Origin of the sequence: Actinoallomurus sp. NBC_01490 (assembly GCF_036227085.1) — a bacterium.
In the GTDB taxonomy this organism is placed as follows: Bacteria; Actinomycetota; Actinomycetes; order Streptosporangiales; family Streptosporangiaceae; genus Actinoallomurus; species Actinoallomurus oryzae.
On sequence record NZ_CP109433.1, the window covers coordinates 1,106,091 to 1,126,625 of the forward strand.

The 20,535-nt window shown below is 71.6% G+C and carries 23 protein-coding genes; 18 read left to right on the plus strand and 5 right to left on the minus strand.

All coding sequences use genetic code 11. From position 1 onward, the window contains the following. The first annotated feature begins 73 nt into the window (after positions 1-73). The 7 genes from coaA (at position 74) to tsaE (ending at position 5,981) form a co-directional block, all read left to right on the plus strand. Positions 74-1,012: a type I pantothenate kinase gene (coaA, locus tag OG417_RS05730; RefSeq protein WP_329250751.1), complete on the plus strand. Its 939-nt coding sequence runs from the start codon at positions 74-76 to the stop codon at positions 1,010-1,012. A 77-nt stretch (positions 1,013-1,089) separates the two neighbouring features. After that, a complete protein-coding gene (locus OG417_RS05735; protein ID WP_329250752.1) occupies positions 1,090-1,314 on the plus strand; it encodes a hypothetical protein in 225 nt (74 codons plus the stop codon). 9 nt (positions 1,315-1,323) lie between these two features. Further along, positions 1,324-1,695: a holo-ACP synthase gene (locus tag OG417_RS05740; RefSeq protein WP_329250755.1), complete on the plus strand. Its 372-nt coding sequence runs from the start codon at positions 1,324-1,326 to the stop codon at positions 1,693-1,695. 2 nt (positions 1,696-1,697) lie between these two features. Continuing rightward, the gene (locus OG417_RS05745; protein WP_329250758.1) at positions 1,698-3,215 is read left to right on the plus strand and encodes an NAD(P)H-hydrate dehydratase; all 1,518 of its coding nucleotides are present in this window, start codon (positions 1,698-1,700) and stop codon (positions 3,213-3,215) included. Positions 3,216-3,278: 63 nt separating this feature from the next. Continuing rightward, positions 3,279-4,409, plus strand: a complete 1,131-nt coding sequence (gene alr / locus OG417_RS05750) for an alanine racemase (RefSeq protein ID WP_329250761.1) — start codon at positions 3,279-3,281, stop codon at positions 4,407-4,409. Beyond that, positions 4,406-5,479, plus strand: coding sequence for an alpha/beta fold hydrolase (locus OG417_RS05755; RefSeq protein WP_329250764.1), 1,074 nt, complete (start codon positions 4,406-4,408; stop codon positions 5,477-5,479). The genes alr and OG417_RS05755 overlap by 4 nt, the downstream gene beginning before the upstream one ends. Before the next feature lie 43 nt (positions 5,480-5,522). Further along, positions 5,523-5,981 carry a tRNA (adenosine(37)-N6)-threonylcarbamoyltransferase complex ATPase subunit type 1 TsaE gene (gene tsaE, locus OG417_RS05760; RefSeq protein ID WP_329250767.1) on the plus strand — a complete coding sequence of 153 codons (459 nt, stop codon included), beginning with the start codon at positions 5,523-5,525 and terminating at the stop codon, positions 5,979-5,981. A gap of 16 nt (positions 5,982-5,997) precedes the next feature. Here tsaE and OG417_RS05765 read toward each other — a convergent pair whose 3' ends face one another. Next, positions 5,998-6,624 carry a nucleotidyltransferase domain-containing protein gene (locus OG417_RS05765; RefSeq protein ID WP_329250769.1) on the minus strand — a complete coding sequence of 209 codons (627 nt, stop codon included), beginning with the start codon at positions 6,622-6,624 and terminating at the stop codon, positions 5,998-6,000. 149 nt (positions 6,625-6,773) lie between these two features. Here OG417_RS05765 and OG417_RS05770 point away from each other — a divergent pair, with 149 nt between their 5' ends. Genes OG417_RS05770 through tsaD form a run of 4 tightly spaced genes read left to right on the plus strand, consistent with a single transcriptional unit; the run spans position 6,774 to position 9,701 of the window. Further along, complete coding sequence (locus OG417_RS05770; RefSeq protein ID WP_329250772.1) at positions 6,774-7,493, plus strand: hypothetical protein; 720 nt, start codon at positions 6,774-6,776, stop codon at positions 7,491-7,493. 35 nt (positions 7,494-7,528) lie between these two features. After that, positions 7,529-8,194 carry a tRNA (adenosine(37)-N6)-threonylcarbamoyltransferase complex dimerization subunit type 1 TsaB gene (gene tsaB, locus OG417_RS05775; protein ID WP_329250776.1) on the plus strand — a complete coding sequence of 222 codons (666 nt, stop codon included), beginning with the start codon at positions 7,529-7,531 and terminating at the stop codon, positions 8,192-8,194. After that, entirely contained in the window at positions 8,191-8,673 is a 483-nt protein-coding gene (rimI, locus tag OG417_RS05780) for a ribosomal protein S18-alanine N-acetyltransferase (protein WP_329250779.1), read from the plus strand. Before tsaB ends, rimI begins: the two co-directional genes overlap by 4 nt. After that, positions 8,670-9,701 carry a tRNA (adenosine(37)-N6)-threonylcarbamoyltransferase complex transferase subunit TsaD gene (tsaD, locus tag OG417_RS05785; RefSeq protein ID WP_329250782.1) on the plus strand — a complete coding sequence of 344 codons (1,032 nt, stop codon included), beginning with the start codon at positions 8,670-8,672 and terminating at the stop codon, positions 9,699-9,701. Before rimI ends, tsaD begins: the two co-directional genes overlap by 4 nt. A 16-nt stretch (positions 9,702-9,717) precedes the next feature. On the opposite strand, the gene OG417_RS05790 is transcribed toward tsaD, so the two are convergent. From OG417_RS05790 to OG417_RS05805, 4 genes are all read right to left on the minus strand, one after another. After that, positions 9,718-10,641, minus strand: a complete 924-nt coding sequence (locus OG417_RS05790) for a phosphotransferase family protein (RefSeq protein ID WP_329250785.1) — start codon at positions 10,639-10,641, stop codon at positions 9,718-9,720. Between the two features lie 204 nt (positions 10,642-10,845). Continuing rightward, entirely contained in the window at positions 10,846-12,036 is a 1,191-nt protein-coding gene (locus OG417_RS05795; RefSeq protein ID WP_425550861.1) for a hypothetical protein, read from the minus strand. A gap of 215 nt (positions 12,037-12,251) precedes the next feature. Further along, entirely contained in the window at positions 12,252-12,467 is a 216-nt protein-coding gene (locus tag OG417_RS05800) for a TFIIB-type zinc ribbon-containing protein (RefSeq protein WP_329250790.1), read from the minus strand. A 122-nt stretch (positions 12,468-12,589) separates the two neighbouring features. Beyond that, positions 12,590-13,828: a class I SAM-dependent methyltransferase gene (locus tag OG417_RS05805; protein ID WP_329250793.1), complete on the minus strand. Its 1,239-nt coding sequence runs from the start codon at positions 13,826-13,828 to the stop codon at positions 12,590-12,592. 304 nt (positions 13,829-14,132) lie between these two features. On the opposite strand from OG417_RS05805, the gene groES reads away from it, so the two are divergent. The 7 genes from groES (at position 14,133) to guaB (ending at position 20,472) form a co-directional block, all read left to right on the plus strand. Then, complete coding sequence (groES, locus tag OG417_RS05810) at positions 14,133-14,444, plus strand: co-chaperone GroES (protein ID WP_141956791.1); 312 nt, start codon at positions 14,133-14,135, stop codon at positions 14,442-14,444. Positions 14,445-14,547: 103 nt separating this feature from the next. Then, positions 14,548-16,170 (plus strand): chaperonin GroEL, encoded by a 1,623-nt coding sequence (groL, locus tag OG417_RS05815; protein ID WP_329250796.1) that lies wholly within the window; start codon positions 14,548-14,550, stop codon positions 16,168-16,170. 332 nt (positions 16,171-16,502) lie between these two features. Further along, positions 16,503-17,084: a sigma-70 family RNA polymerase sigma factor gene (locus OG417_RS05820; protein ID WP_329262127.1), complete on the plus strand. Its 582-nt coding sequence runs from the start codon at positions 16,503-16,505 to the stop codon at positions 17,082-17,084. After that, positions 17,081-17,764 (plus strand): hypothetical protein, encoded by a 684-nt coding sequence (locus OG417_RS05825; RefSeq protein ID WP_329250798.1) that lies wholly within the window; start codon positions 17,081-17,083, stop codon positions 17,762-17,764. The genes OG417_RS05820 and OG417_RS05825 overlap by 4 nt, the downstream gene beginning before the upstream one ends. Before the next feature lie 300 nt (positions 17,765-18,064). Beyond that, a complete protein-coding gene (locus OG417_RS05830; RefSeq protein ID WP_329250801.1) occupies positions 18,065-18,352 on the plus strand; it encodes a hypothetical protein in 288 nt (95 codons plus the stop codon). Positions 18,353-18,454: 102 nt separating this feature from the next. Further along, positions 18,455-18,841: a DUF5319 domain-containing protein gene (locus OG417_RS05835; RefSeq protein WP_329250804.1), complete on the plus strand. Its 387-nt coding sequence runs from the start codon at positions 18,455-18,457 to the stop codon at positions 18,839-18,841. Between the two features lie 134 nt (positions 18,842-18,975). Continuing rightward, entirely contained in the window at positions 18,976-20,472 is a 1,497-nt protein-coding gene (gene guaB / locus OG417_RS05840; RefSeq protein WP_329250807.1) for an IMP dehydrogenase, read from the plus strand. The last annotated feature ends 63 nt before the right edge of the window (positions 20,473-20,535 follow it).

The following is a 20,535-nucleotide window of genomic DNA, read 5'->3' on the forward strand; positions in this document are numbered from 1 at the left end:
TGACCCGGCCCTGTCGCCGAGCGTAACTCTGTCGTAACACTGTAAATCGCCGCAATTCGCTAGGGTCCACGTCATGACGAGCATCGGGGGCAATCCCCCCAGCCCGTATGTCGAGCTCGAACGTGAGGCCTGGCGTGCCCTACGTGCCGGTACGCCGTTGTCCCTCACCCCCGCCGATCTGGAGGAGATCCGCGGGCTCGGCGACCCCATCGACCTCGACGAGGTCGAGGATGTCTACCTGCCGCTGTCGCGGCTGCTGCGGCTGTTCGTCGCGGGCGACGGCCGGCTGCGCGACACCGTTAGCGCCTTCCTCGGCGAGCCGGTCGCCCCCACGCCGTACATCATCGGCATCGCCGGCAGTGTGGCCGTGGGCAAGTCGACGGTCTCCCGCCTGCTGCGCGTGCTCCTCTCCCGTGGCCCGGGAGACCCGAGGGTGGAGCTGGTCAGCACGGACGGTTTCCTCTATCCGAACGCCGTCCTCGCCGAACGCGGCCTGATGCAGCGCAAGGGCTTCCCGGAGTCCTACGACCGGCGCGCGCTGCTGAAGTTCGTCTCGGAGGTCAAGGCGGGCGTGCCCGAGGTGTCCATGCCGGTGTACGAGGCGCTGCGGTACGACATCGTGCCGGACGCCCGGCAGGTCGTACGGCGGCCGGACATCCTCATCGTGGAGGGGCTCAACGTGCTGCAGAGCGCCCGGCCGGGCGGCCTGGCCCTGGCGGACCTGTTCGACTTCTCCATCTACGTCGACGCGCGGGTCGACGACATCCGCCAGTGGTACATCGACCGCTTCTTCGCCCTGCGCCGGACGATCTTTACCGACGAGCGCTCCTACTTCCACCCGTACGCGCAGGTCGACGGGGACGAGGCGGCGGCGCAGGCGGAGCGCTTCTGGCGCGACATCAACGAGGTCAACCTCGTGGCCAACATCCTGCCCACCCGCGCCCGCGCCACTCTCGTCCTGAACAAGGACCGCGACCACCGCGTCCGCCGCGTACGGCTGCGGCGCATCTGACGGCGCAGCCCCGCCGCTGGAGCGGCGGCAGGGCGCAGCAGGCGCCCACGGCCGCCGCGCCGGCCAGAGCCACGCACGTGACCGTCAGCGCGTGCCCGGTCGGCGGCGCGACGCCGAGGAACAGCGTGCCGAACGTCGCGACGCCCACGACCTGGCCGAGCTGGTTCGTCATCGCGAGCAGCCCGCTGGCATCCGCCGCGTCCGTCACGGCCACGTGGGTGAACGCGACCGCACCCGGCCGCCGACCACACGCACGCGCCCGTCCACTGACGCCGCTCTTGCGCGACGGCCACGAGCGTTAACCTGAATCGGTGATCGTCGGAGTGGGGATCGACGTCGTGGACATCGCGCGGTTCGCGGGGTCCCTCGAACGCACGCCCGGCCTCGCCGTCCGGCTGTTCACCGAGTCGGAGCGGGGGCTGCACCCGCGCTCCCTCGCCGCGCGCTTCGCGGCCAAGGAGGCCCTGGCCAAGGCGCTGGGCGCGCCGCGCGGGCTCAAGTGGACCGACGCCGAGGTGCGCAGGGCGTCCGACGGACGTCCCAGCCTGCACGTCGAGGGCACCGTCGCCGCCGCGGCGACGCGTCTCGGCGTCGACTCCTGGCACGTCTCGCTCAGCCACGACGGCGGTGTGGCCGTCGCGGTGGTGATCGCCGAGCACACCGACCGAAGAGAGGGAGCGTGAGCATGCGGTACGCGCACGAGGTGGAGAAGGTTCGCGCCGCCGAACGCGCCCTGATGGCCCGGCTGCCCGAGGGCGCGCTCATGCGCCGCGCCGCGGCCGGGCTCGCCTCCGTCTGCGCCGGGCTGCTGCGCACCGGGCGGGCGGGGGTCACCGGCCCGGGCGAAGGCGTGTACGGCGCGGAGGTCGTGCTGCTCGTCGGCAGCGGTGACAACGGCGGTGACGCACTGTACGCCGGCGAGCGGCTGGCCCGCCGTGGCGCGCGGGTCACCGCGATCCTGGCCGGCTCCAAGACCCACGAGGGCGGCCTGGCGGCGCTGCGTTCGGCGGGGGGACGCGCCGTCGAGGCCGGCGACGGCGACCGACCGGTACGCGCGATCGAGGCCGCGGACCTGATCATCGACGGGATGCTCGGCATCGGCGGCCGTGGCGGGCTCCGTGAGCCGTACGCGACCCTGGCCGGGCACGCCTCGCGCGCCATCGCCACCATCGTGGCGTGCGACCTGCCCAGCGGCGTCGACGCCGACACCGGCGTGGTGAGCGGCGCGGCCGTCCGCGCCGACGTGACGGTGACGTTCGGCACGTACAAGCCGGGCCTCTTCGTGGATCCGGGGGCCGAGCACGCGGGCGTGGTGGAGCTGGTCGACATCGGGCTCGGCCCGTACCTGAACGACCCGGACGCGTGCCTGCCGCAGGCGGCCGACGTCGACCTGTGGATCCCCCGGCCGCAGCGGGAGTCCAACAAGTACCGCCGCGGTGTCCCCGGTGTGCTCGCGGGGAGTGAGACCTTCACCGGCGCCGCGGTGCTGTCGGTCGGCGGTGCCGTACGCGGCGGCGCCGGCATGGTGCGCTTCGCCTCGGCGCGGCACTCGGTCGAGCTCGTCCGGCACCACTGGCCGGAGGTGGTGACCAGCGTGGTCGAGGACACCCTGAGCGGCGTCGGGCGGGTCAACGCCTGGGTCGCCGGGCCCGGCATGGGCACCGACGAGCGGGCCGAGACGCTGCTGAGCGAGGTGCTCTCCACCGATCTGCCGGTGCTGGTCGACGCCGACGGGCTCACCGTACTGACCCGCCGCCGCGACCTGCTGTGGCGCAGCGCGCCGACCGTGCTCACCCCGCACGCCGGCGAACTCGCCCGGCTGCTGGGCACCGAGGCGGACCAGGTCGAGGCCCGGCGGCTCGAACACGTGCGCCGGGCCGCCGAGGAGCTCAACGCGACCGTGCTGCTCAAGGGCTCCACCACGGTCATCGCCGAGGTCGGCCGGCCCGTACGCGTGAACCCGACCGGCACCGCGCGGCTCGCCACCGCGGGCAGCGGCGACGTGCTGTCCGGCCTGATCGGCGTGTTCCTGGCCGGCGGGGCGTCCGCGATCGACGCGGCGGCGGCCGGAGCGTACCTCCACGGCCTCGCCGGACGGCTCGCCGCCGCCGGTCCCGAGCCCGGCTCCGACGCGGAGGCGCCGATCAGCGCCCAGGACGTCGTCGAGGCGCTCCCCGCCGCCTTCCATACGCTCGGCGGCTGAGCTTTCCCGGCGCGCCCGTCGCCGATGGCCTGGGCAAGCGTCCGGCGCTGCCACACTTGTCGCATGAGCGTTACCACCGCGGCCTCCATCGATCTTGCCGCGATCAGGCGCAACGTCGAACTGCTGCGAGAGAGCGTCTCGGGTGCCGCGCTGATGGCGGTCGTCAAGGCGGACGGGTACGGCCACGGGATCATCCCGGCCGCACGCGCCGCGCTGGCGGGCGGAGCGTCCTGGCTGGGCGTCGCCACCCTGGACGAGGCGCTGACCCTGCGGCGCGCGGGCATCGACGTGCCGGCGATGTGCTGGCTGTACGCGCCCGGCGAGCGGTTCGACGACGCCGTCGCCGGAGGCGTCGACCTGTCCGCCACCTCGGTCGGGCAGGTGGAGGAGATCACCCAGGCCGCCGCCCGGGTCGGACGGCAGGTCAGACTGCACCTGAAGGCCGACACCGGGCTGGGCCGCAGCGGCGCGACCCCGGCCGACTGGCCCGCACTGGTCGACGCGGCCCTGCGCGCCCAGGCCGAGGGCCTCGCGGCGGTCGTCGGGCTCTGGTCCCACCTGGCCTGCGCGGACGAGCCGGGCCACCCCTCGATCGCCGCCCAGCTCCGGGAGTTCGACGACGCGGTCGAGTTCGCCGAGAAGGCCGGCGTACGGCCCGAGGTGCGCCACATCGCGAACTCCGCAGCCACGCTGACCCTCCCCGAGGCCCGCTACGACCTCGTACGGCCCGGCATCGCGGTCTACGGCCTGGACCCGATCCCCTCACTCGGGCCCGCGGCCCGCCTGGGCCTGCGTCCGGCGATGACGCTGACCGGGCGGCTGGCGCTGGTCAAGCGGGTCGGTGCCGGGCAGGGCGTGTCGTACGGTCACCGGTACACCACCCCGGCGGAGACGACGCTCGGTCTGGTGCCGCTGGGGTACGCCGACGGCATCCCGCGGCACGGCACGAACCTCCTGGAGGTATGGGCGGCGGGCCGGCGGCGGCGCATCGCCGGCACCGTGTGCATGGACCAGTTCGTCATCGACGTCGGCGACGACGAGATCCGCGCGGGCGACGAGGTGATCCTCTTCGGGCCGGGCGACCGAGGCGAGCCCACCGCGCAGGAGTGGGCGGAGATGCTCGGCACGATCTCATATGAGATCGTCACCAGAATCGGAGCCCGGGTCCCCCGTACGTACGAAGAGGCGGCATGAACAAGAAGCGAGCCGGCCTGATCGGTGCCGCGATCGGCACCGCCGGTGCCATCGGTGTCGGCGCGGTCGTCGGAGCGCGCCGCTACGCCGTCGGACGCGAGCGGCTGCGTCCCGACCCCGATCGGTACGAACGGTTCGGTGAGCTGCGCGGCCGCCCCCAGACCGTCGTGGCCAGTGACGGAGTGCCTCTCCACGTCGAGGTCGACGGGCCGGACGACGCCGCCCTCACGGTCGTCTTCAGCCACGGCTACTGCCTGACCCAGGACTCCTGGCACTTCCAGCGGCGCGACCTGGCCCGCCTCGACGACGTGCGGATGGTCTTCTGGGACCAGCGCAGCCACGGCCGTTCGGGACGCAGCGACCTCACCCACGCCACCATCGACCAGTGCGGCGACGACCTGCTCGCGGTGATCGAGGCCACCACGTCGCCGGGCGCGCCGGTCGTGCTGGCCGGTCACTCCATGGGCGGCATGACGATCATGGCGCTGGCCGACCGGCACCCGGAGCTGTTCGGCTCTCGCATCGTCGGGGTGGCCCTGGTCAACACCTCCTCGGGCCAGCTGGCCGAGCTGACGCTGGGTCTGCCGGAGCTGTTCGGCAAGCTGTTCCGGCGCGCCGTGCCGGGCGTCGTGCGCGGCATCGGCAAGCGCGGCGCGCTGGTCGACCGGGGCCGCCGCATCGGCGCCGACGTGGCCTTCGTGATCACCCGCCGCATCGCGTTCGCCGACCGCGAGGTGAGCCCGTCGATCGTGGAGTTCGTCGAACGCATGATCGCCTCCACGCCCACCGACGTGATCGCGGAGTTCTACCCGACGCTCGCCGAGCTCGACAAGCTGGAGGCGCTCGGGGTGCTTCGCGACCTCCCCGCCGTGATCGTGATCGGCGACGACGACCGGCTGACCCCGCCCGCCCACGGACGGGCCATCGCGGCGGCGCTGCCGGACGCCGAACTGATCGAGGTGAGCGAGGGCGGCCACGTGGTGATGCTCGAACACCCCGAGATCGTCACCGACGCCATCGCCGAGCTGGTCGGCCGGGTCCGGCCGGCGGCCGAGGAGCGTTCCGCGTGAGCGAGCGGCGTGAGCGAACCGGTCCCGTGGTCACGGAGGGCGCATGAGCACGCCCGCCTTCCACGTCCCGACCGAGGGAGAGATGCGCGACCTGGGCCGCCGGCTGGCCGGCCTGCTGCGCGCCGGCGACCTCGTCCTGCTGTCCGGTCCGCTCGGGGCGGGCAAGACGACGCTGACGCAGGGCCTGGGCGACGGCCTGAAGGTCCGCGGCCCGATCACCTCACCGACCTTCGTGATCGCGCGCGTGCATCCGCCGCTGGCGGGCGGCCCCTCGCTCGTGCACGCCGACGCGTACCGCCTCGGCGGCCTGGACGAGCTGGACGACCTCGACCTGGACCTGCAGGACGCGATCACCGTGGTCGAGTGGGGCGGCGGCATCGCCGAGGGCCTGTCCGACGACCGCCTGGAGATCGCCATCGAACGCAGCGAGACCGACGAGCGCACGGTCACGCTGACCGGCGTCGGCCACCGGTGGGAGAACCTCGGCGACCACCCGCTCTGACGGGCCGCGCCGCTCATTACGCGAGCCGGTCCTGCCACGGGTGCGAGCCGAAGCAGTGCGACAGGGCTTCGCTCAGCCAGCGCCGCCGCGCCGCATCCAGGAGGGGCAGGACCGCGAGGAGATCGATCTCGTCTTTGCGCCGGGGGTTCTTGGCCTTGTAGAACAGCTGGATCTCGGGCGCGAGGCAGGGGACGCCGCCCGGGCCGGTCGTCCCGATGTCGGCCAGGGGACGCCGGATGGCCGGATCGCGACGAGACACCCAGTCTTCGCCGTTCGTCTCGTCCAGCATCACCTGGACACGCCACGGTTCGCCGGGTCCCGGGCGGCACCAGATGTCGTGGACGGAGGGCGGCAGCACCTCGGCGGGCTCCCAGCGACGCAGCACGCCCGGCGGATCGGCGGCCCAGCACTCCCAGCCGCGCAGCGCGTCGTGCAGGTGGAGCTGGTCCGGGCGCAGCATCATCACGTCGATGTCCCCGTGGCCGCGGACGCGATGGCCGACGGCGAGCTCGATGGCGTACCCGCCGGCGATCCACCACCGGCACGGCATCGCGGAGAACAGCGCGGCGACCTGGGCGGGCGTCGCGGGCTCCCAGCGCCCGTACGGCGCGACGATCCTCCCTCGGCTCGGCTGCTCCACCACACTCCGCTCCCGTGTGAACGCCCACCGTGGGCCTCATATCAAACTCTGGACCCTCGATCGATCAGAATTACGATCTTGTCGTACTCTCTTCCCTTAAATCTCATCTCCTGGCAAAGCGTGCGAATCGGAGATGAGGGAGGGGAGACCCGGTGAGCGGTCGTCGTCGTGCCGTCCGGCCGGCCAGACGGCGTGGCCGCCTGGTCGCCGCCGCCTGTGCGGCCGTGTCCGTCGTCGGGGTTTCCGGCGCCGTCGCCTGGTTCACCGTCGGCCGGGACCACGCCCACCAGCCGCGCTCGCGGGACGCGAGTGCCGAGAGCTCGCCCATGAGCACCGGCCAGGGATCCGAGCGCGACGCCGTGCCCAGCGCCTGTGACACGCTCAGCAAGAGCGTCGCCGACGAACTCGCGCCCGGTGCCGACCGCAGCGCGACCGTCGCCACCCAGTCCGACGAGCACAGCGAATGCGCGTGGAGCCGGTACGGCTCGCGCACTCGCCAGCTGAGCGTCGAACTGCGCGCCATCGCCGCGGGCGGCGGCACGTCGGCCACCGACGCCGCGATCCGCACCTTCTCCGACGAGTGGCGCGCCGACCGCGACGGCAAGGATCTGGCGGACGGCGTCAAGGTACGGGACAGCCGTGGCGTGAGCGGCGTGGGAGAACAGGCGTACGTCGTGTACACGGTCGAGGCCGGCGCCGCGATCGGGGAGGCCGTCGCCAACGCCCGGCTCGCCAACGTACTGATCACCGTGCACTACTCCGGCGGCGACCACCTCAACGCCGCGGGCAGCCCTCTGTCGTCCAAGTCCGCGGGCGACGGCGCCTTGGAGGCCGCACGCGACATCGTCTCCAAACTCGAGTCTCACTCGTAACTCGCAGTGGCCGGAGGGCGCTACCCTCAAGGATCGTGCTGGTCCTGGCTTTCGATACCGCGACAGCCGCGGTCACCGTCGCGCTGAGCGAGTGGGCCCCGGGCGAGACGCCGCGCCTCCGGGCCGAGTCCAAGGTCGTCGATCGCCGCAGGCACGCCGAGGTTCTCGCGCCCGCGATCGACACCGTGCTCGGCGACGCGCGGGTGAGCCGCGAGGAGCTGTCCGCCATCGCCGTCGGCGTCGGCCCCGGCCCGTACACCGGCCTGCGGGTCGGCCTGGTCACCGCGCGCTCGCTCGGCGCCGTCCTGCAGATCCCGGTGCACGGCGTCTGCACGCTCGACGCGCTCGCCTGGGAGTCCAAGCGCACCGACCCGTTCGTGGTGGCCACCGACGCGCGCCGCAAAGAGGTCTACTGGGCGCGGTACGACTCGGCGACCGTCCGCACCGACGGTCCGTCGGTCGGCAAGCCCGCCGACGCCGCGGTCCCGGGGCTGCCCGCGCTGGGCGAGGGGGCGCTGCTCTACCCGGAGGTGCTCAAGGGCGAGACCCCGGCGCTGCCGTCGGCCGCCGCGATCGCCGAGCTCGTCGTCTCCCGGCTGTCCGGCGGTGAAGGCCCCGATCTCCTGCCGCCCGAGCCGCTCTACCTGCGCAAGCCCGACGCGCGTGAGCCCGGGCCCCGCAAGCGGGTGACGCCGGGATGAAGGTCCGCGAGCTGACCCTCGACGATCTGCCGGCGGTGCTGGAGCTCGAACACCTGCTGTTCACCGACGAGGCCTGGTCCGAGAAGACCTACCGCGGCGAGCTGGTCGATCGCAGCGGCACCCGCCACTACGTCGCCGTGGACGACGGCGGCGTGCTCGCGGGCTGGGCCGGCCTGTCCGCCGTGGGCGGGCAGGGCGACGTGCTGACCATCGGCGTGCGCCCGGAGCTGCAGGGCCGGGGCATCGGGTCGGCGCTGCTGACCGCGCTGCTGGAGGAGGCGGCCGTACGCGGCTGCGTGGAGATCTTCCTCGACGTGCGCGCCGACAACGACCGGGCGCGCCGGCTCTACGAGCGCTTCGGCTTCACCGCCGTCGGGATCCGCAAGCGCTACTACCAGCCCTCCGGGGTGGACGCGATCGTGATGGTGAAACAGTCGCGGCCGGCCGACGCGCCGGCGCGGCAGGGGGTGGGGACGTGAAGGACCAGCCGTTGGTGCTGGGCATCGAGACGTCGTGTGACGAGACGGGCGTGGGCGTGGTCCGGGGCCACACGCTCCTCGCCGACGCGATCGCCTCCAGCGTCGATGAGCACGCCAGGTTCGGCGGGGTGGTGCCCGAGGTGGCCTCCCGCGCCCACCTGGAGGCGATGACGCCGACCGTGGACCGCGCGCTGAGCGAGGCCGGTGTGACGCTCGCGGACGTCGACGCGATCGCGGTCACCGCCGGCCCCGGTCTCGCCGGCGCCCTGCTCGTCGGCGTCGCGGCCGCCAAGGCGTACTCCCTGGGCCTGGGCAAGCCGCTGTACGGCGTCAACCACCTCGCCGCGCACGTGGCCGTCGACCAGCTCGAACACGGCGCCCTGCCCAAGCCCTGCGTCGCCCTGCTGGTGTCCGGCGGGCACTCCTCGCTCCTGCTCGTGCCCGACGTGGCCTCCGACGTACGCCCGCTGGGCGCCACGGTCGACGACGCCGCCGGTGAGGCGTTCGACAAGGTGGCGCGGGTGCTCGACCTCGGCTTCCCCGGCGGCCCGCACATCGACCGCGCGGCGCGCGAGGGCGACCCGGGGTCGATCGCCTTCCCGCGCGGCAAGTACGAGGACGGCACCTACGACTTCTCCTTCTCGGGGCTGAAGACCGCGGTGGCCCGCTGGGTCGAGTCGCGTGAGCGGGCCGGTGACCCGGTGCCGGTGGCCGACGTCGCGGCGGCGTTCCAGGAGGCGGTGGTCGACGTGCTGACCAAGAAGGCCATCGCCGCCTGCAAGGACAACGACGTCTCCCACCTGCTCGTCGGCGGGGGCGTCGCGGCCAACTCGCGGCTGCGGGCGCTGGCCCAGGAGCGCTGTGAGGCGGCCGGCATCCGGCTGCGCGTGCCGCGGCCGAAGCTGTGCACCGACAACGGCGCGATGGTCGCGGCGCTCGGCGCCGAGCTCGTCGGCGCGGGACTGGCCCCCTCGTCCCTCGACCTCCCCGCCGACTCGTCCCTGCCGATCACCGACGTGCTGGTCTAAGCCGCCGGAACCGCCGTCAGAACCGCGCGGCCGGAGCGCCGAGTTCGATCAGCGCCCGTTCGAGGAACTCCTCCAGCAGCGGGATGTCGCCCGGGGAGATCGGCCGCAGCGGCTGCTCGGGCAGCAGGTCGAGCACGCTGCGCAGGTCCCAGTAGGGGTTGTGCCGGTAGCCGCCGGAGACCTGGTCGAACGCGCCCAGGAACTGGTCGGCGACCGCGACCCCGTAGCGGAGCGCGAGGTTCCATCGCATGTGGGCGACGTCGACGGCGGCCGGGCCGTGGGAGGCGCTGGACCAGTCGACGACGCCGGTGAGCCGCCCGTACGCCCAGAGGGTGTTGTCGGGCAGGTAGTCGCGGTGGATGAAGTGCGGCGTGGCGCCCGGGCACGGGCCGGCCGCGATGTCGAACGCCCGCTCCCACAGCGCCGGGTGCCGCGCGTTGATCGGTGCGAGGCGTACGTCGAGGTGGTTGTACGGGCGGTAGGGCGGCATCGTGGAGGCGCCCCCGACCGCGTGCACCGACAGCAGGCCGGCGGCGAGCTGGATGAGGTATTCGGGGAGTTCTTCGCGCGCCGGTCGCGGCGGATGGCCGAGCAGCCGCGTGATCAGCAGCGTCGGCGTCTCGCAGTGGGCTCCGGAGGGGTCGGCGGCCACGAGCGACGGTGTCGGGATCTCACAGCCCGCCAGGAGCGTCAGCGCGGCGATTTCGCGCTCGGGCGAGAACTCGATGTCGATGTCCGGCCAGGACGCGGAGGCCCAGCGGCGCAGCACGAGCCGGTGCACGGTGCCGGAGCGGCTCTCCGCGAGCAGCGCGTGGTTGATGTGGGACAGGCCGCCGACGAGCGGCCGGACCATCTTCACCTCGCTGCCCGGCCCCAGGCATTCCTCGACCCAGCGCAGCGTGGCAGCGCTCAGTGGCTCTGAGAATCTGGGGAAGGTCACGGGTCCCATCCAAACGGATTCCGAACCGTATCGGGAGTGATTTTATCAATCCAAGGTGAAGTAAACGGCATGTCATTGCGGCACAACGATCTTCTTGGGTCTGCTATTAACCCAGAAAGTCGCGCAAATGCCCATGGGAGTAGCGTTCCGCGCAAAGGGCGACGAAAAGGCCGCTCCGGGACAAGGCCGGAGCGGCCGTCGCCGTCACTCCTTGGTCTCCCGGCGCGGGCGGAAGAGCGCCTCGGCCAGCGCGAGCATGGTCTCCTCGAGCGTGATGAGCCGTTTCATGAGGTCCTCGTGGACGGAGATCATGCGCTGCGTCATGTCGTGCTGGACCCCGTCGACCTTCTTGCTCACGTCCTCGTGCACACCGCCGACCTGCCGCAGCAGGTCCTCCCGGAGGATCTCCATGTGCTTCGTGAGGTCGGAGCGCGACGACTCGACGATCTTCGACAGGGTCTCCTCGGCCTCGTCGCGGTCGGGCCGTGCCCGCAGCTCGTCGACGAGCGGGTCGATCGCCTCGGCGAGGCGTTTCTCCAGCGCGTCGAAGCGGTCGGTCGGGTCGATGAACGGCCGGTCGCCGATGGCGGCGAGCTTGCGGTGCAACTCGCCGATCTCCAGCGTGACCGGCAGCTGGCCGATGCGCTGGTTGACCCCGTCGACGCGGTCGTCGACGCCTTCGATCTTGGCCTCGAGCCCCTGGAAGTGGCCCTCGATGCCCTTGATCTTGCCGGACAGGCCCTCGACGCGGCCGTCGATGCCGTCGAGGCGCCCGCCGACGCCCTCGACCCTGCCGTTCACCGCGTCGAGCCCCTGCTCGACGCGCTCGGCCATGTCGCCGAGCGACTGGTCGACCTTGCCGGCCACGGCGTTGATCTGGTGCTCGAGCTTCTCGGAGCGGTGTCCGAGGTCGGCGAGGGTCTTGTCGAGCCGGTTGAAGCGTACGGACGCGGCCTCCATCGTGCCCGCCAGCCGGTCGAGGCGCTTGGTGAGGTCGTCCATCTGCTGCGCGGCCCGCAGCGTCGCGTCGGTGATGCTCTTGCTCGAGTCGAGGACGTTCTGGATGCGGGAGAGGCCCTCGTCGACGTTCTCCGCGATGACGCCGACGTCGGCCCACAGCGAGGGCAGCTCGGCGACCGGCTTGACCTTCTCGCCGACGGACTCGATGTGCTCGGCCAGCCCCTCGGCCCACTCCGGAGGCTTGCCGTACAGCTCGTCGACCTGGCCGCGGACCGAGTCGAGCTGGGTCGTCAGGCCGCTGAGCTCGCGCTCGCGCACCTCGCGGAGCAGCCACTCGATGCCTTCGAGCCGCTGATGGATCTCGTCGAGGACCTGACCTGTCGAGCGTTGCTCGTAAACATGATCTTGAGCAGCGCGGGCCAGCAATTCCCGCATTCGGTCCGAGACCGGTTGACCTCCTGTCTGCAGGAAGTTGTGATTGGTGTCCACCCGGGGAGCTCCTTCGTTTTGCCGGGTCGCCGGCCTGCGCGCGGAAATGGCAGTGGCGTGCGTCGCGAAGGGTCACTCTAATGAGCCGACCATGGTCATCGAGCGTAAGCAAAGAAATTCAGGGAAAAGAGATCATTATCCCGGAGTAGCGGAATGCCGTTTTAGTCGCGGCGGTGACGGCCTTCGTAAGGCGCGGGCATCGCGTGAGCGTTCGTCCCGGCCGCGCCCGAGGCGCCGCGTCCGAGGAGCCGGTCCAGCTCGCCACGGCCGAGGAAGACGCCGCGGCACGCGCCGCACTCCCGCAGGGAGACGCCGGCGCGGTGAAAACCGGCCATGGCGACGCCGCACTTGGGACATTGCAGCACGGCGTCGGTCATCGTCGTTCCCCATTTCCCCCGTGCGCCCGGCCGGGCGCTCCTCCTGTCGCGCCCCCGCGGCGCGGATTGCGGCCGCTGCCAAGAGTAGTCAACCCAATACGGCAATAGTCGCAGTGTTTGCCTTAGGGTGGCGTGTCTTCTGCCGTGACCTGGTGTCGGCGGGCTTCGCAGATGAGTGCCGTTGGTGTTTCGCCGACCCGCGTCAGAACCACGACCCACTCCCGCGACCCGGACGGCCGCAGGTCGCGCCGGAGACGTTCGATGTCGACGGCGAATCCGCGCTTCTTGATCGTCAGGGTGCCGGCGTCGCGTCGCCGCAGCTCCGCCCGCAGGCGTTTGACCGAGAAGGGCAGGACGTCGTGGATCTCGTACGCGCGGGCGAACGGCGTGGGGCGCAGCGTGTCGGAGGTGACGTAGGCGATGCGCGGGTCGGCGAGCGCCCCACCGAGCGTGGCGGCGACCTCTGCGACGAGATGGGCGCGTATGACCGCTCCGTCCGGTTCGTAGAGGTAGCGCCGCCACGGCGCGACAGGGGGCGGCCCGAGGGCCGGGTCGGCCGTCATCGTGGCCGGCTCCGCGCCCTCCCTGAGCACGGTCGCCCGGCGCAGCGTCGTGCCCCGCCGGGCCCCGGACAGGCCGCCGAGCCACAGCGCCGCCTCCTTGACCTCGCCGCCGTCGGAGATCCACTCGGCCTCGGCCCCCTCCGGCACCGCGTCGTGCGGGATGCCCGGCGCCACCTTCACGCAGCCGGCCGGCGCCGTACGGGCGAGGCCGAGCACGGTGGTCAGCGGAGGCTCGTACGCCTCCGGGTCGAACACCCGCCCACGCGACGTGCGCCGCCCGGGGTCGGCGAAGACGGCGGCGTGCCGCGCGGGGTCCTGGGCGACCGCGTCACCCGCGCGTACGGACGCCGAGTCCTCCAGCCCGAAGGCCGCCACGTTCGCGCGGGCGACGGCGGCGGTCAGCGGGTCCAGGTCGACGCCCAGGCCGTGGCAGCCGGCCCGTCCGCGTGCGACCAGGTCGCCGCCGATGCCGCAGCCGAGGTCGAGCACGCTGCCGGCGCCCTGCACGTGGGCGGCGAAGCGCCGGGCCCGGTGCCGCGCGACGCTCGCCCGCGTCGCCTGCTCCAGGCCGGCCGGCGTGAAGTACATGCGGTCGGCGTCGGCGCCGAACTTGGCGCGCGCCCGCTGCCGCAGGCGTACCTGGGTCAGCGCGGCCCCGACCAGCTCCGGGGGATGGCGGGCGCGCAGCCGCGACGCCGTCGCCAGCAGCGCCCCCTCGCTCACGTCGGCCGCGCCCGTCTCGCCGAGCAGGGCCTGGCCGCCGGGGGTCAGCAGGCCTTCGAAAGCGGCGATGTCCACCCGAAGAAGGTAGCGACGCCCGGTCGCCGTACGACACCGGCCGCGGGCGCCGGAGAGTCACACGGCGCGCCGGACGTGTCATCGGGGCAGGTCACGGGCGGCGGACTCCGTAGGCGCGGGCCCGTGTTGACGGGTACCCGAGCACGGCATAATCTCCATGACTGGCACTCTCATCAGTAGAGTGCCAATCAAGCGACAGGCTGGTCTGGCACCCGCGACGGCAGGCCACCGTGGTCGCGTCTCCATCATGCGGCTGGCCGCTTCGGTCGGCCGAGGATACGCAATCGAAGGGGAAGGTCAGATCGTGTCGACCGCCACCAAGGTTGTTCTCAAGCCGCTCGAGGACCGCATCGTCGTCCAGCCCCTCGAGGCCGAGCAGACAACTGCGTCAGGTCTGGTTATTCCGGACACCGCCAAGGAGAAGCCGCAGGAGGGCACCGTCCTCGCCGTGGGCCCGGGCCGCTTCGACGACAAGGGCGAGAAGCGCGTGCCGCTCGACGTCAAGGTCGGGGATGTCGTGCTCTACAGCAAGTACGGCGGCACCGAGGTCAAGTACAACAACGAGGACTACCTCGTGCTGTCCGCTCGCGACGTGCTCGCCGTCGTCGAGAAGTAACAACTGAAGACAGATGCACCGCCCCGGTCGGCCCCTGCGGGCGGCCGGGGCTGTGTGCTTCTAGCGCATATCTGACGTACATCCCTTACTTGGAGCTTCTCTCATGCCGAAGATCCTGGACTTCGACGAGGACGCGCGGCGCTCGCTCGAGCGCGGTGTCAACGCCCTCGCCGACGCCGTGAAGGTGACGATCGGCCCGCGTGGCCGCAACGTCGTCATCGACAAGAAGTGGGGCGCCCCCACGATCACCAACGACGGTGTGACCATCGCACGCGAGGTCGACCTGGAGGACCCGTTCGAGAACCTCGGGGCCCAGCTCGCCAAGGAGGTCGCCACCAAGACCAACGACATCGCGGGTGACGGCACCACCACCGCGACGGTCCTGGCCCAGGCCATGGTCCACGAGGGCCTGCGCAACGTCGCCGCCGGCGCCTCGCCGATCGGCCTCAAGCGCGGCATCGACGCCGCCGCCGCGTACGTCTCCGACGAGCTGCTCAAGTCGGCCCGCGAGGTCGACGACAAGGAGTCGATCGCGCACGTCGCCACCATCTCCGCCCAGGACGCCAAGATCGGTGAGCTGATCGCCGAGGCGTTCGACAAGGTGGGCAAGGACGGCGTCATCACCGTCGAGGAGGCCCACACGATGGGCCTGGAGCTGGAGTTCACCGAGGGGCTCCAGTTCGACAAGGGGTACCTGTCGCCGTACATGGTGACCGACCCCGAGCGCATGGAGGCGGTCCTCGAGGACGCCTACATCCTCATCCACGACGGCAAGATCTCCAACGTCAACGACTTCCTGCCCCTGGCGGAGAAGGTCGCCCAGACGCGTAAGCCGCTGCTGGTCGTCGCCGAGGACGTCGAGGGCGAGGCCCTGGCGCTCCTGGTGCAGAACAAGATCCGCGGCACCTTCGTCAGCGTCGCCGTCAAGGCCCCCGGCTTCGGCGACCGCCGCAAGGCCATGCTCGAGGACATCGCCGTGCTCACCGGCGGCCAGGTCATCACCGAGGCCGTCGGCCTCAAGCTGGACGGCGTCGAGCTCGACATGCTCGGCACGGCCCGCCGCGTCACGGTGAAGAAGGACGCCACCACGATCGTCGACGGCGCGGGCGAGGCCTCCGCCATCGAGGACCGGGTCCGCCAGATCCGCCAGGAGATCGAGAACAGCGACTCCGACTGGGACCGCGAGAAGCTCCAGGAGCGGCTCGCCAAGCTCGCCGGCGGCGTGAGCGTGCTGCGCGTCGGCGCGGCCACCGAGGTGGAGCTGAAGGAGAAGAAGCACCGTCTCGAGGACGCCATCTCCGCGACCCGCGCGGCCATCGAGGAGGGCATCGTCTCCGGCGGCGGCAGCGCGCTGGTGCACGTCGCCAAGGGCGGCTTCGACGCGCTCGGCCTGTCGGGCGACGAGGCCACGGGCGCGGAGTCCGTGCGCAAGGCGCTCGTCGAGCCGCTGCGCTGGATCGCCGAGAACGGCGGCAACGAGGGCTACGTCGTCGTCTCCAAGGTCCAGGCGCTGTCGGCCGGGCACGGCTTCAACGCCGCCACCGGCGAGTTCGGCGACCTGATCGCGCAGGGCGTCATCGACCCGGTGAAGGTGACCCGTTCGGCGGTCACCAACGCCGCGTCGATCGCGGGCATGCTCCTCACCACCGAGGCGCTGGTCGCGGACAAGCCGGAGGAAGAGCCCGACGCCGCGGCCGGCGGTCACGGCCACGGCCACGGCCACTGATACCGGCCGGTCTTTTCCGGGCCCTCGCCGCGCCGTGCGGCGAGGGCCTTTCTTTGTGTTCGGCGGCCCCGCGTAGGCTGGACTTGCGAGGGATGCCAATAATTTCCCGAAAGCCTGCTGCTCACGGAATGTGTGTTGCAAATGACGCACAACGCTGACAGTGAGCTTGTGTGCGGCTACAATGAGTGAGAAATGGCCGCTCGATCGTGCACTGTGACCATTCCGTTGTCATCAACGAGGCAGACAGGCGCGATCTCGATGGGCATCATGCTCTCGTGACCGAGGGAGCAATCGCCGGGGCCACGTATCGGGGTGCTGCCGACGATCTACGGCTGAGCCGTCCGGCCAAAGGGGATGAAAGTGATCTCCGCGACTTGACGAATCTCGCCGTACAGGGAGACCCGGCGGCGGTCGAGTCTCTGATCGGGCGTGTGCGCCCGATGATCGTCCGTTACTGCCGTGCGCGACTCGGCCGGGTGTCCGGGCAATACCACATCGCCGACGACGTGGCGCAGGAGGTGTGCATCGCCGTGCTCGGGGCCCTGCCCCGTTACCGTGACATGGGCCGGCCATTCGCCTCCTTCGTCTTCGGCATCGCCTCACACAAGATCGCCGACGCGTTGCGCAGCGCCATCCGTGCGGCCGTGCCGACCGAGGACCTGCCCGACGGGCCCGACGAGGGGCCGGGGCCGGAGGAGACGGTCGTGCGCTACATCGAGGCCGAGCGCGCTCGCGACCTGCTCGACCGCTTGCCGGAACACCAGCGCGAACTGGTTCTTCTGCGGGTGGTGGCCGGTCTCTCCGCGGAGGAGACCGGTAATGTACTCGGTATGTCAGCGGGGGCCGTACGCGTCGCGCAGCACCGGGCCATCGCCCGGCTTCGAGCGATGGCAAGTGAGGAGTCGATCGCTTGACACGTGGTCGTGCCACCACCCCCGATCCGTTCGACATCAGTGCCGTGAGCAGCAGCGACGAGCTCTTCGACGCGCTCTCCACCCGCCGCCTCGCCGACGTCCGCCGCTCCTCCTCCGACGATCCGGCGGCCGCCCTGCTGGCGGCGCTGGTCGCCGACGTCGACGCGGGTGCTCCGCCGCTGCCCGCCCCTCCGTCACGCGTGCCGTGCGGCCTCCAGGGGCAGTGCCGCCGGGGCGTCCGCGTGTTCGTGACCTTCGGCGTGGCCGCGATGGTGCTGACGTCGGCCGGTGCCGCCGCCGCGGGCGGGGGCAAGGATCTCGGCGCGATGGGCGGCACCCACGGATCGGCCGGAGTCAACGGCGCGGAACGTTCCAACGAGAACGCCCAGCGCCACGACCCGGTGGCCGACACGAACACCATGCTGACCGGCCGCCGCATGCCGGCGCGGCGCCCGCCGGACAAGCGCCCGCGCGGCGTACCGTCGGAGGACTCCGCGCCTCGCGCCGCCGACGATTCGCGGTCGCCGTGGACTCACTGGGGCCACCGGCCGTCGCGCGGCACCACGCGATCGCCGGTGGACGGCCATGGTCACCACCCGTCGAGCCATACGGACGCGCACGCCTCGAACGACGGCTGGCACGGGTCGCCGTACCGGCCGGAGCGCACCTCCACCCCCTGAGGCCTGTCCGCCTCCGGCGGCTGATGGTGGCCACCAACGGTCTCGAGTGACCATCGAAGATACGGTGACCCCGTGACGGGCCAGAATCACGGACAAAGCGGCCCACCGCCCCCGGGGGGACGGCCGCCGCAGGGTGGGCACGGGCAGTGGCATCAGACGCCTCTTACGCCCCAGCACGCGCCGCCGTCTCGGACCGGCCCGTCGGCCGCTCCGCGTCCGGGGCGACCTGGCTCGGCGGACCGCCCGCGGTTCCCGCTGCTGCGGCTTCGCGGACGCGGTTTCTGGGGGACCGTCGGCCGGGTGCTCCTGTTGATCGTCCTGTCGCCGTTCTTCGCCCTCTACGGCGTGTACTGGCTCGTCACCTTCCTGCTGACCCCGGTGTTGTTCGCGCTGCACCTGGTGGTCTGGCCGCTGGCGTGCCTGTGGGCGGGCGTCTGTCACCTGTGCGGTGCCAGGCGCGACACGAGATGGCGGATCTTCCACCCGACGCTGCCGGCCTTCCCCGCGATCTGGCGGCTGAGCTACTGGTTCACGCTACGCAGGGCCATCTCGGCCTTCTTCCTGATCATTTCGGACGGGATCAGCTGAGGCTCAGTTGAGGCTCACCGCGACGCCGTGGCGGGCGTCGGCCTGCTCATTGGTGTGACGGACCCGGCACCCACCACTTGCGCCGCGCAGTAGCGTGGGTTTGTGCACGATGACGCCCCGCTCGATCCTTTCGCGGATGATCCGGAAGACCCGGCCGCCGCGCTCGGCGACCTGGATGACGAGGTCGAGCCGCTGAGCATGACGGAGCGTGAGGACGTGCTCGCGGATCTGTCCGACCTCGAGGTCTTCCGCGCGCTCCTGGAGCCGTTGGGCATCAAGGGCCTGACGGTCGACTGCACCGACTGCGGCAAGCCTCATCACATCGACTGGGACCTGCTGTACGGCAACCTGCGGCACCTGCTCGACCAAGGGCTGGCCCGGGTGCACGAACCGGCCATCGCCGCCGAGCCGAGCGACTACGTCAGCTGGGAGTACGCCCGCGGCTACGTCGACGGCGTGATCGACAGCGAAGAGGGCCAGTCCGGCTAGGGTTCAGGGTTCACAGGGGTGCTCCCGGTTGTCCACAGCCCCACCCAACGGGCCTTGTCAGCAACCCCCTCGCTCTAGGATGTAACCAGGATCCGCTGACCTGGCCCGATATCGCACCCCATCGGATGATGCCAATGACTTCCGCGCCCGAGCCCGCAAAGTTCGCCCCGCAGGGCTTCACCTACGACGACGTGTTGCTCGTGCCCTCCTATTCCGATCTCGCGCCGGGTGAGGCCGACACGTCGACACGCCTGTCCCGCTCGGTGACCCTGCGCATCCCGCTGGTCTCCGCGGCGATGGACACCGTCACCGAGGCCCGGATGGCCGTGGCGATGGCCCGTCAGGGCGGCCTCGGCGTGCTGCACCGCAACCTGCCGATCGAAGAACAGGCGCTCCAGGTCGACCTGGTCAAGCGGTCCGAGGCGGGCATGGTCACCGACCCGGTGACGTGCTCGCCCGGTGACACGCTCGCCGACGTCGAGCGCCTGTGCGCCCACTACCGCATCTCCGGTGTGCCGGTGACCGACGAGGAAGGCGTCCTGGTCGGCATCGTGACCAACCGCGACATGCGGTTCGAGACCGACACCTCCCGTCCCGTGCGCGAGGTCATGACGCCGATGCCGCTGGTCACGGCCCCGGTCGGCGTGTCCCGTGAGGACGCGTTCGCCCTCCTGCGAAAGAACAAGGTGGAGAAGCTCCCGCTGGTCGACAAGGGCGACCGGCTGCGCGGGCTGATCACCGTCAAGGACTTCACCAAGAGCGAGCAGTACCCCGACGCCACCAAAGACTCCGCCGGCCGGCTGATCGTCGGCGCCGGGGTGGGCGTGGGCGAGGAGGCCGAGCTGCGCGCCCGCGCGCTGGTCGACGCCGGGGCCGACGTGATCGTCGTGGACACCGCCCACGGTCATTCGCGCGGCATGCTCGACATGGTCGCCAAGCTCAAGGCCAACACCCGCGCGGACATCATCGCGGGCAACATCGCGACCCGCGCGGGCGCCCAGGCGCTGGTCGACGCGGGCGCCGACGCGGTCAAGGTCGGGGTCGGCCCCGGCTCGATCTGTACGACGCGGGTGGTGGCCGGGGTCGGCGCGCCCCAGGTGACCGCGATCTACGAGGCCGCGCTGGCCTGCCGTCCCGCCGGGGTACCGGTGATCGGCGACGGCGGCCTGCAGTACTCGGGCGACATCGCCAAGGCCATCGCGGCCGGGGCCGACTCGGTGATGCTGGGTTCGCTGCTCGCGGGCTGCGAGGAGAGCCCCGGCGAGCTGATCTTCATCAACGGCAAGCAGTACAAGACCTATCGGGGCATGGGCTCGCTCGGCGCGATGAAAAACCGCGAGCGCGGCGGCTCCTACAGCAAGGACCGCTACTCCCAGGAGACGGTCGAGGGCGAGGACAAGCTCATCCCCGAGGGCATCGAGGGCCAGGTGCCCTACCGCGGGCCGATCGCGGCCGTCGCCCACCAGCTCGTCGGTGGCCTGCGCCAGGCGATGTGGTACACCGGCTCCCGCACGATCAGGGACCTGAAGGAAAAGTCCGTACTCATGCCGATCACCGGGGCGGGTCTGCGGGAGAGCCACCCGCACGACATCCAGATGACGGTCGAGGCGCCCAACTACCAGGTCCGCTGAAAGAGACTTTCTCGGCCGTGACCACGAGGGTGGTCGCGGCCGAGCCATGGAAAGGGACATCAG

Excerpts from the sequence above, each read along its gene's own strand:
- OG417_RS05745 (WP_329250758.1), top strand. The coding sequence starts at position 1,698 with ATGCGGTACGCGCACGAGGTGGAGAAGGTTCGCGCCGCCGAACGCGCC.
- groL (WP_329250796.1), top strand. The coding sequence starts at position 14,548 with ATGCCGAAGATCCTGGACTTCGACGAGGACGCGCGGCGCTCGCTCGAG.
- OG417_RS05755 (WP_329250764.1), top strand. The coding sequence starts at position 4,406 with ATGAACAAGAAGCGAGCCGGCCTGATCGGTGCCGCGATCGGCACCGCC.
- coaA (WP_329250751.1), top strand. The coding sequence starts at position 74 with ATGACGAGCATCGGGGGCAATCCCCCCAGCCCGTATGTCGAGCTCGAA.
- rimI (WP_329250779.1), top strand. The coding sequence starts at position 8,191 with ATGAAGGTCCGCGAGCTGACCCTCGACGATCTGCCGGCGGTGCTGGAG.
- guaB (WP_329250807.1), top strand. The coding sequence starts at position 18,976 with ATGACTTCCGCGCCCGAGCCCGCAAAGTTCGCCCCGCAGGGCTTCACC.
- OG417_RS05800 (WP_329250790.1), bottom strand. The coding sequence starts at position 12,467 with ATGACCGACGCCGTGCTGCAATGTCCCAAGTGCGGCGTCGCCATGGCC.
- OG417_RS05795 (WP_425550861.1), bottom strand. The coding sequence starts at position 12,036 with ATGCGGGAATTGCTGGCCCGCGCTGCTCAAGATCATGTTTACGAGCAA.
- tsaE (WP_329250767.1), top strand. The coding sequence starts at position 5,523 with ATGAGCACGCCCGCCTTCCACGTCCCGACCGAGGGAGAGATGCGCGAC.
- alr (WP_329250761.1), top strand. The coding sequence starts at position 3,279 with ATGAGCGTTACCACCGCGGCCTCCATCGATCTTGCCGCGATCAGGCGC.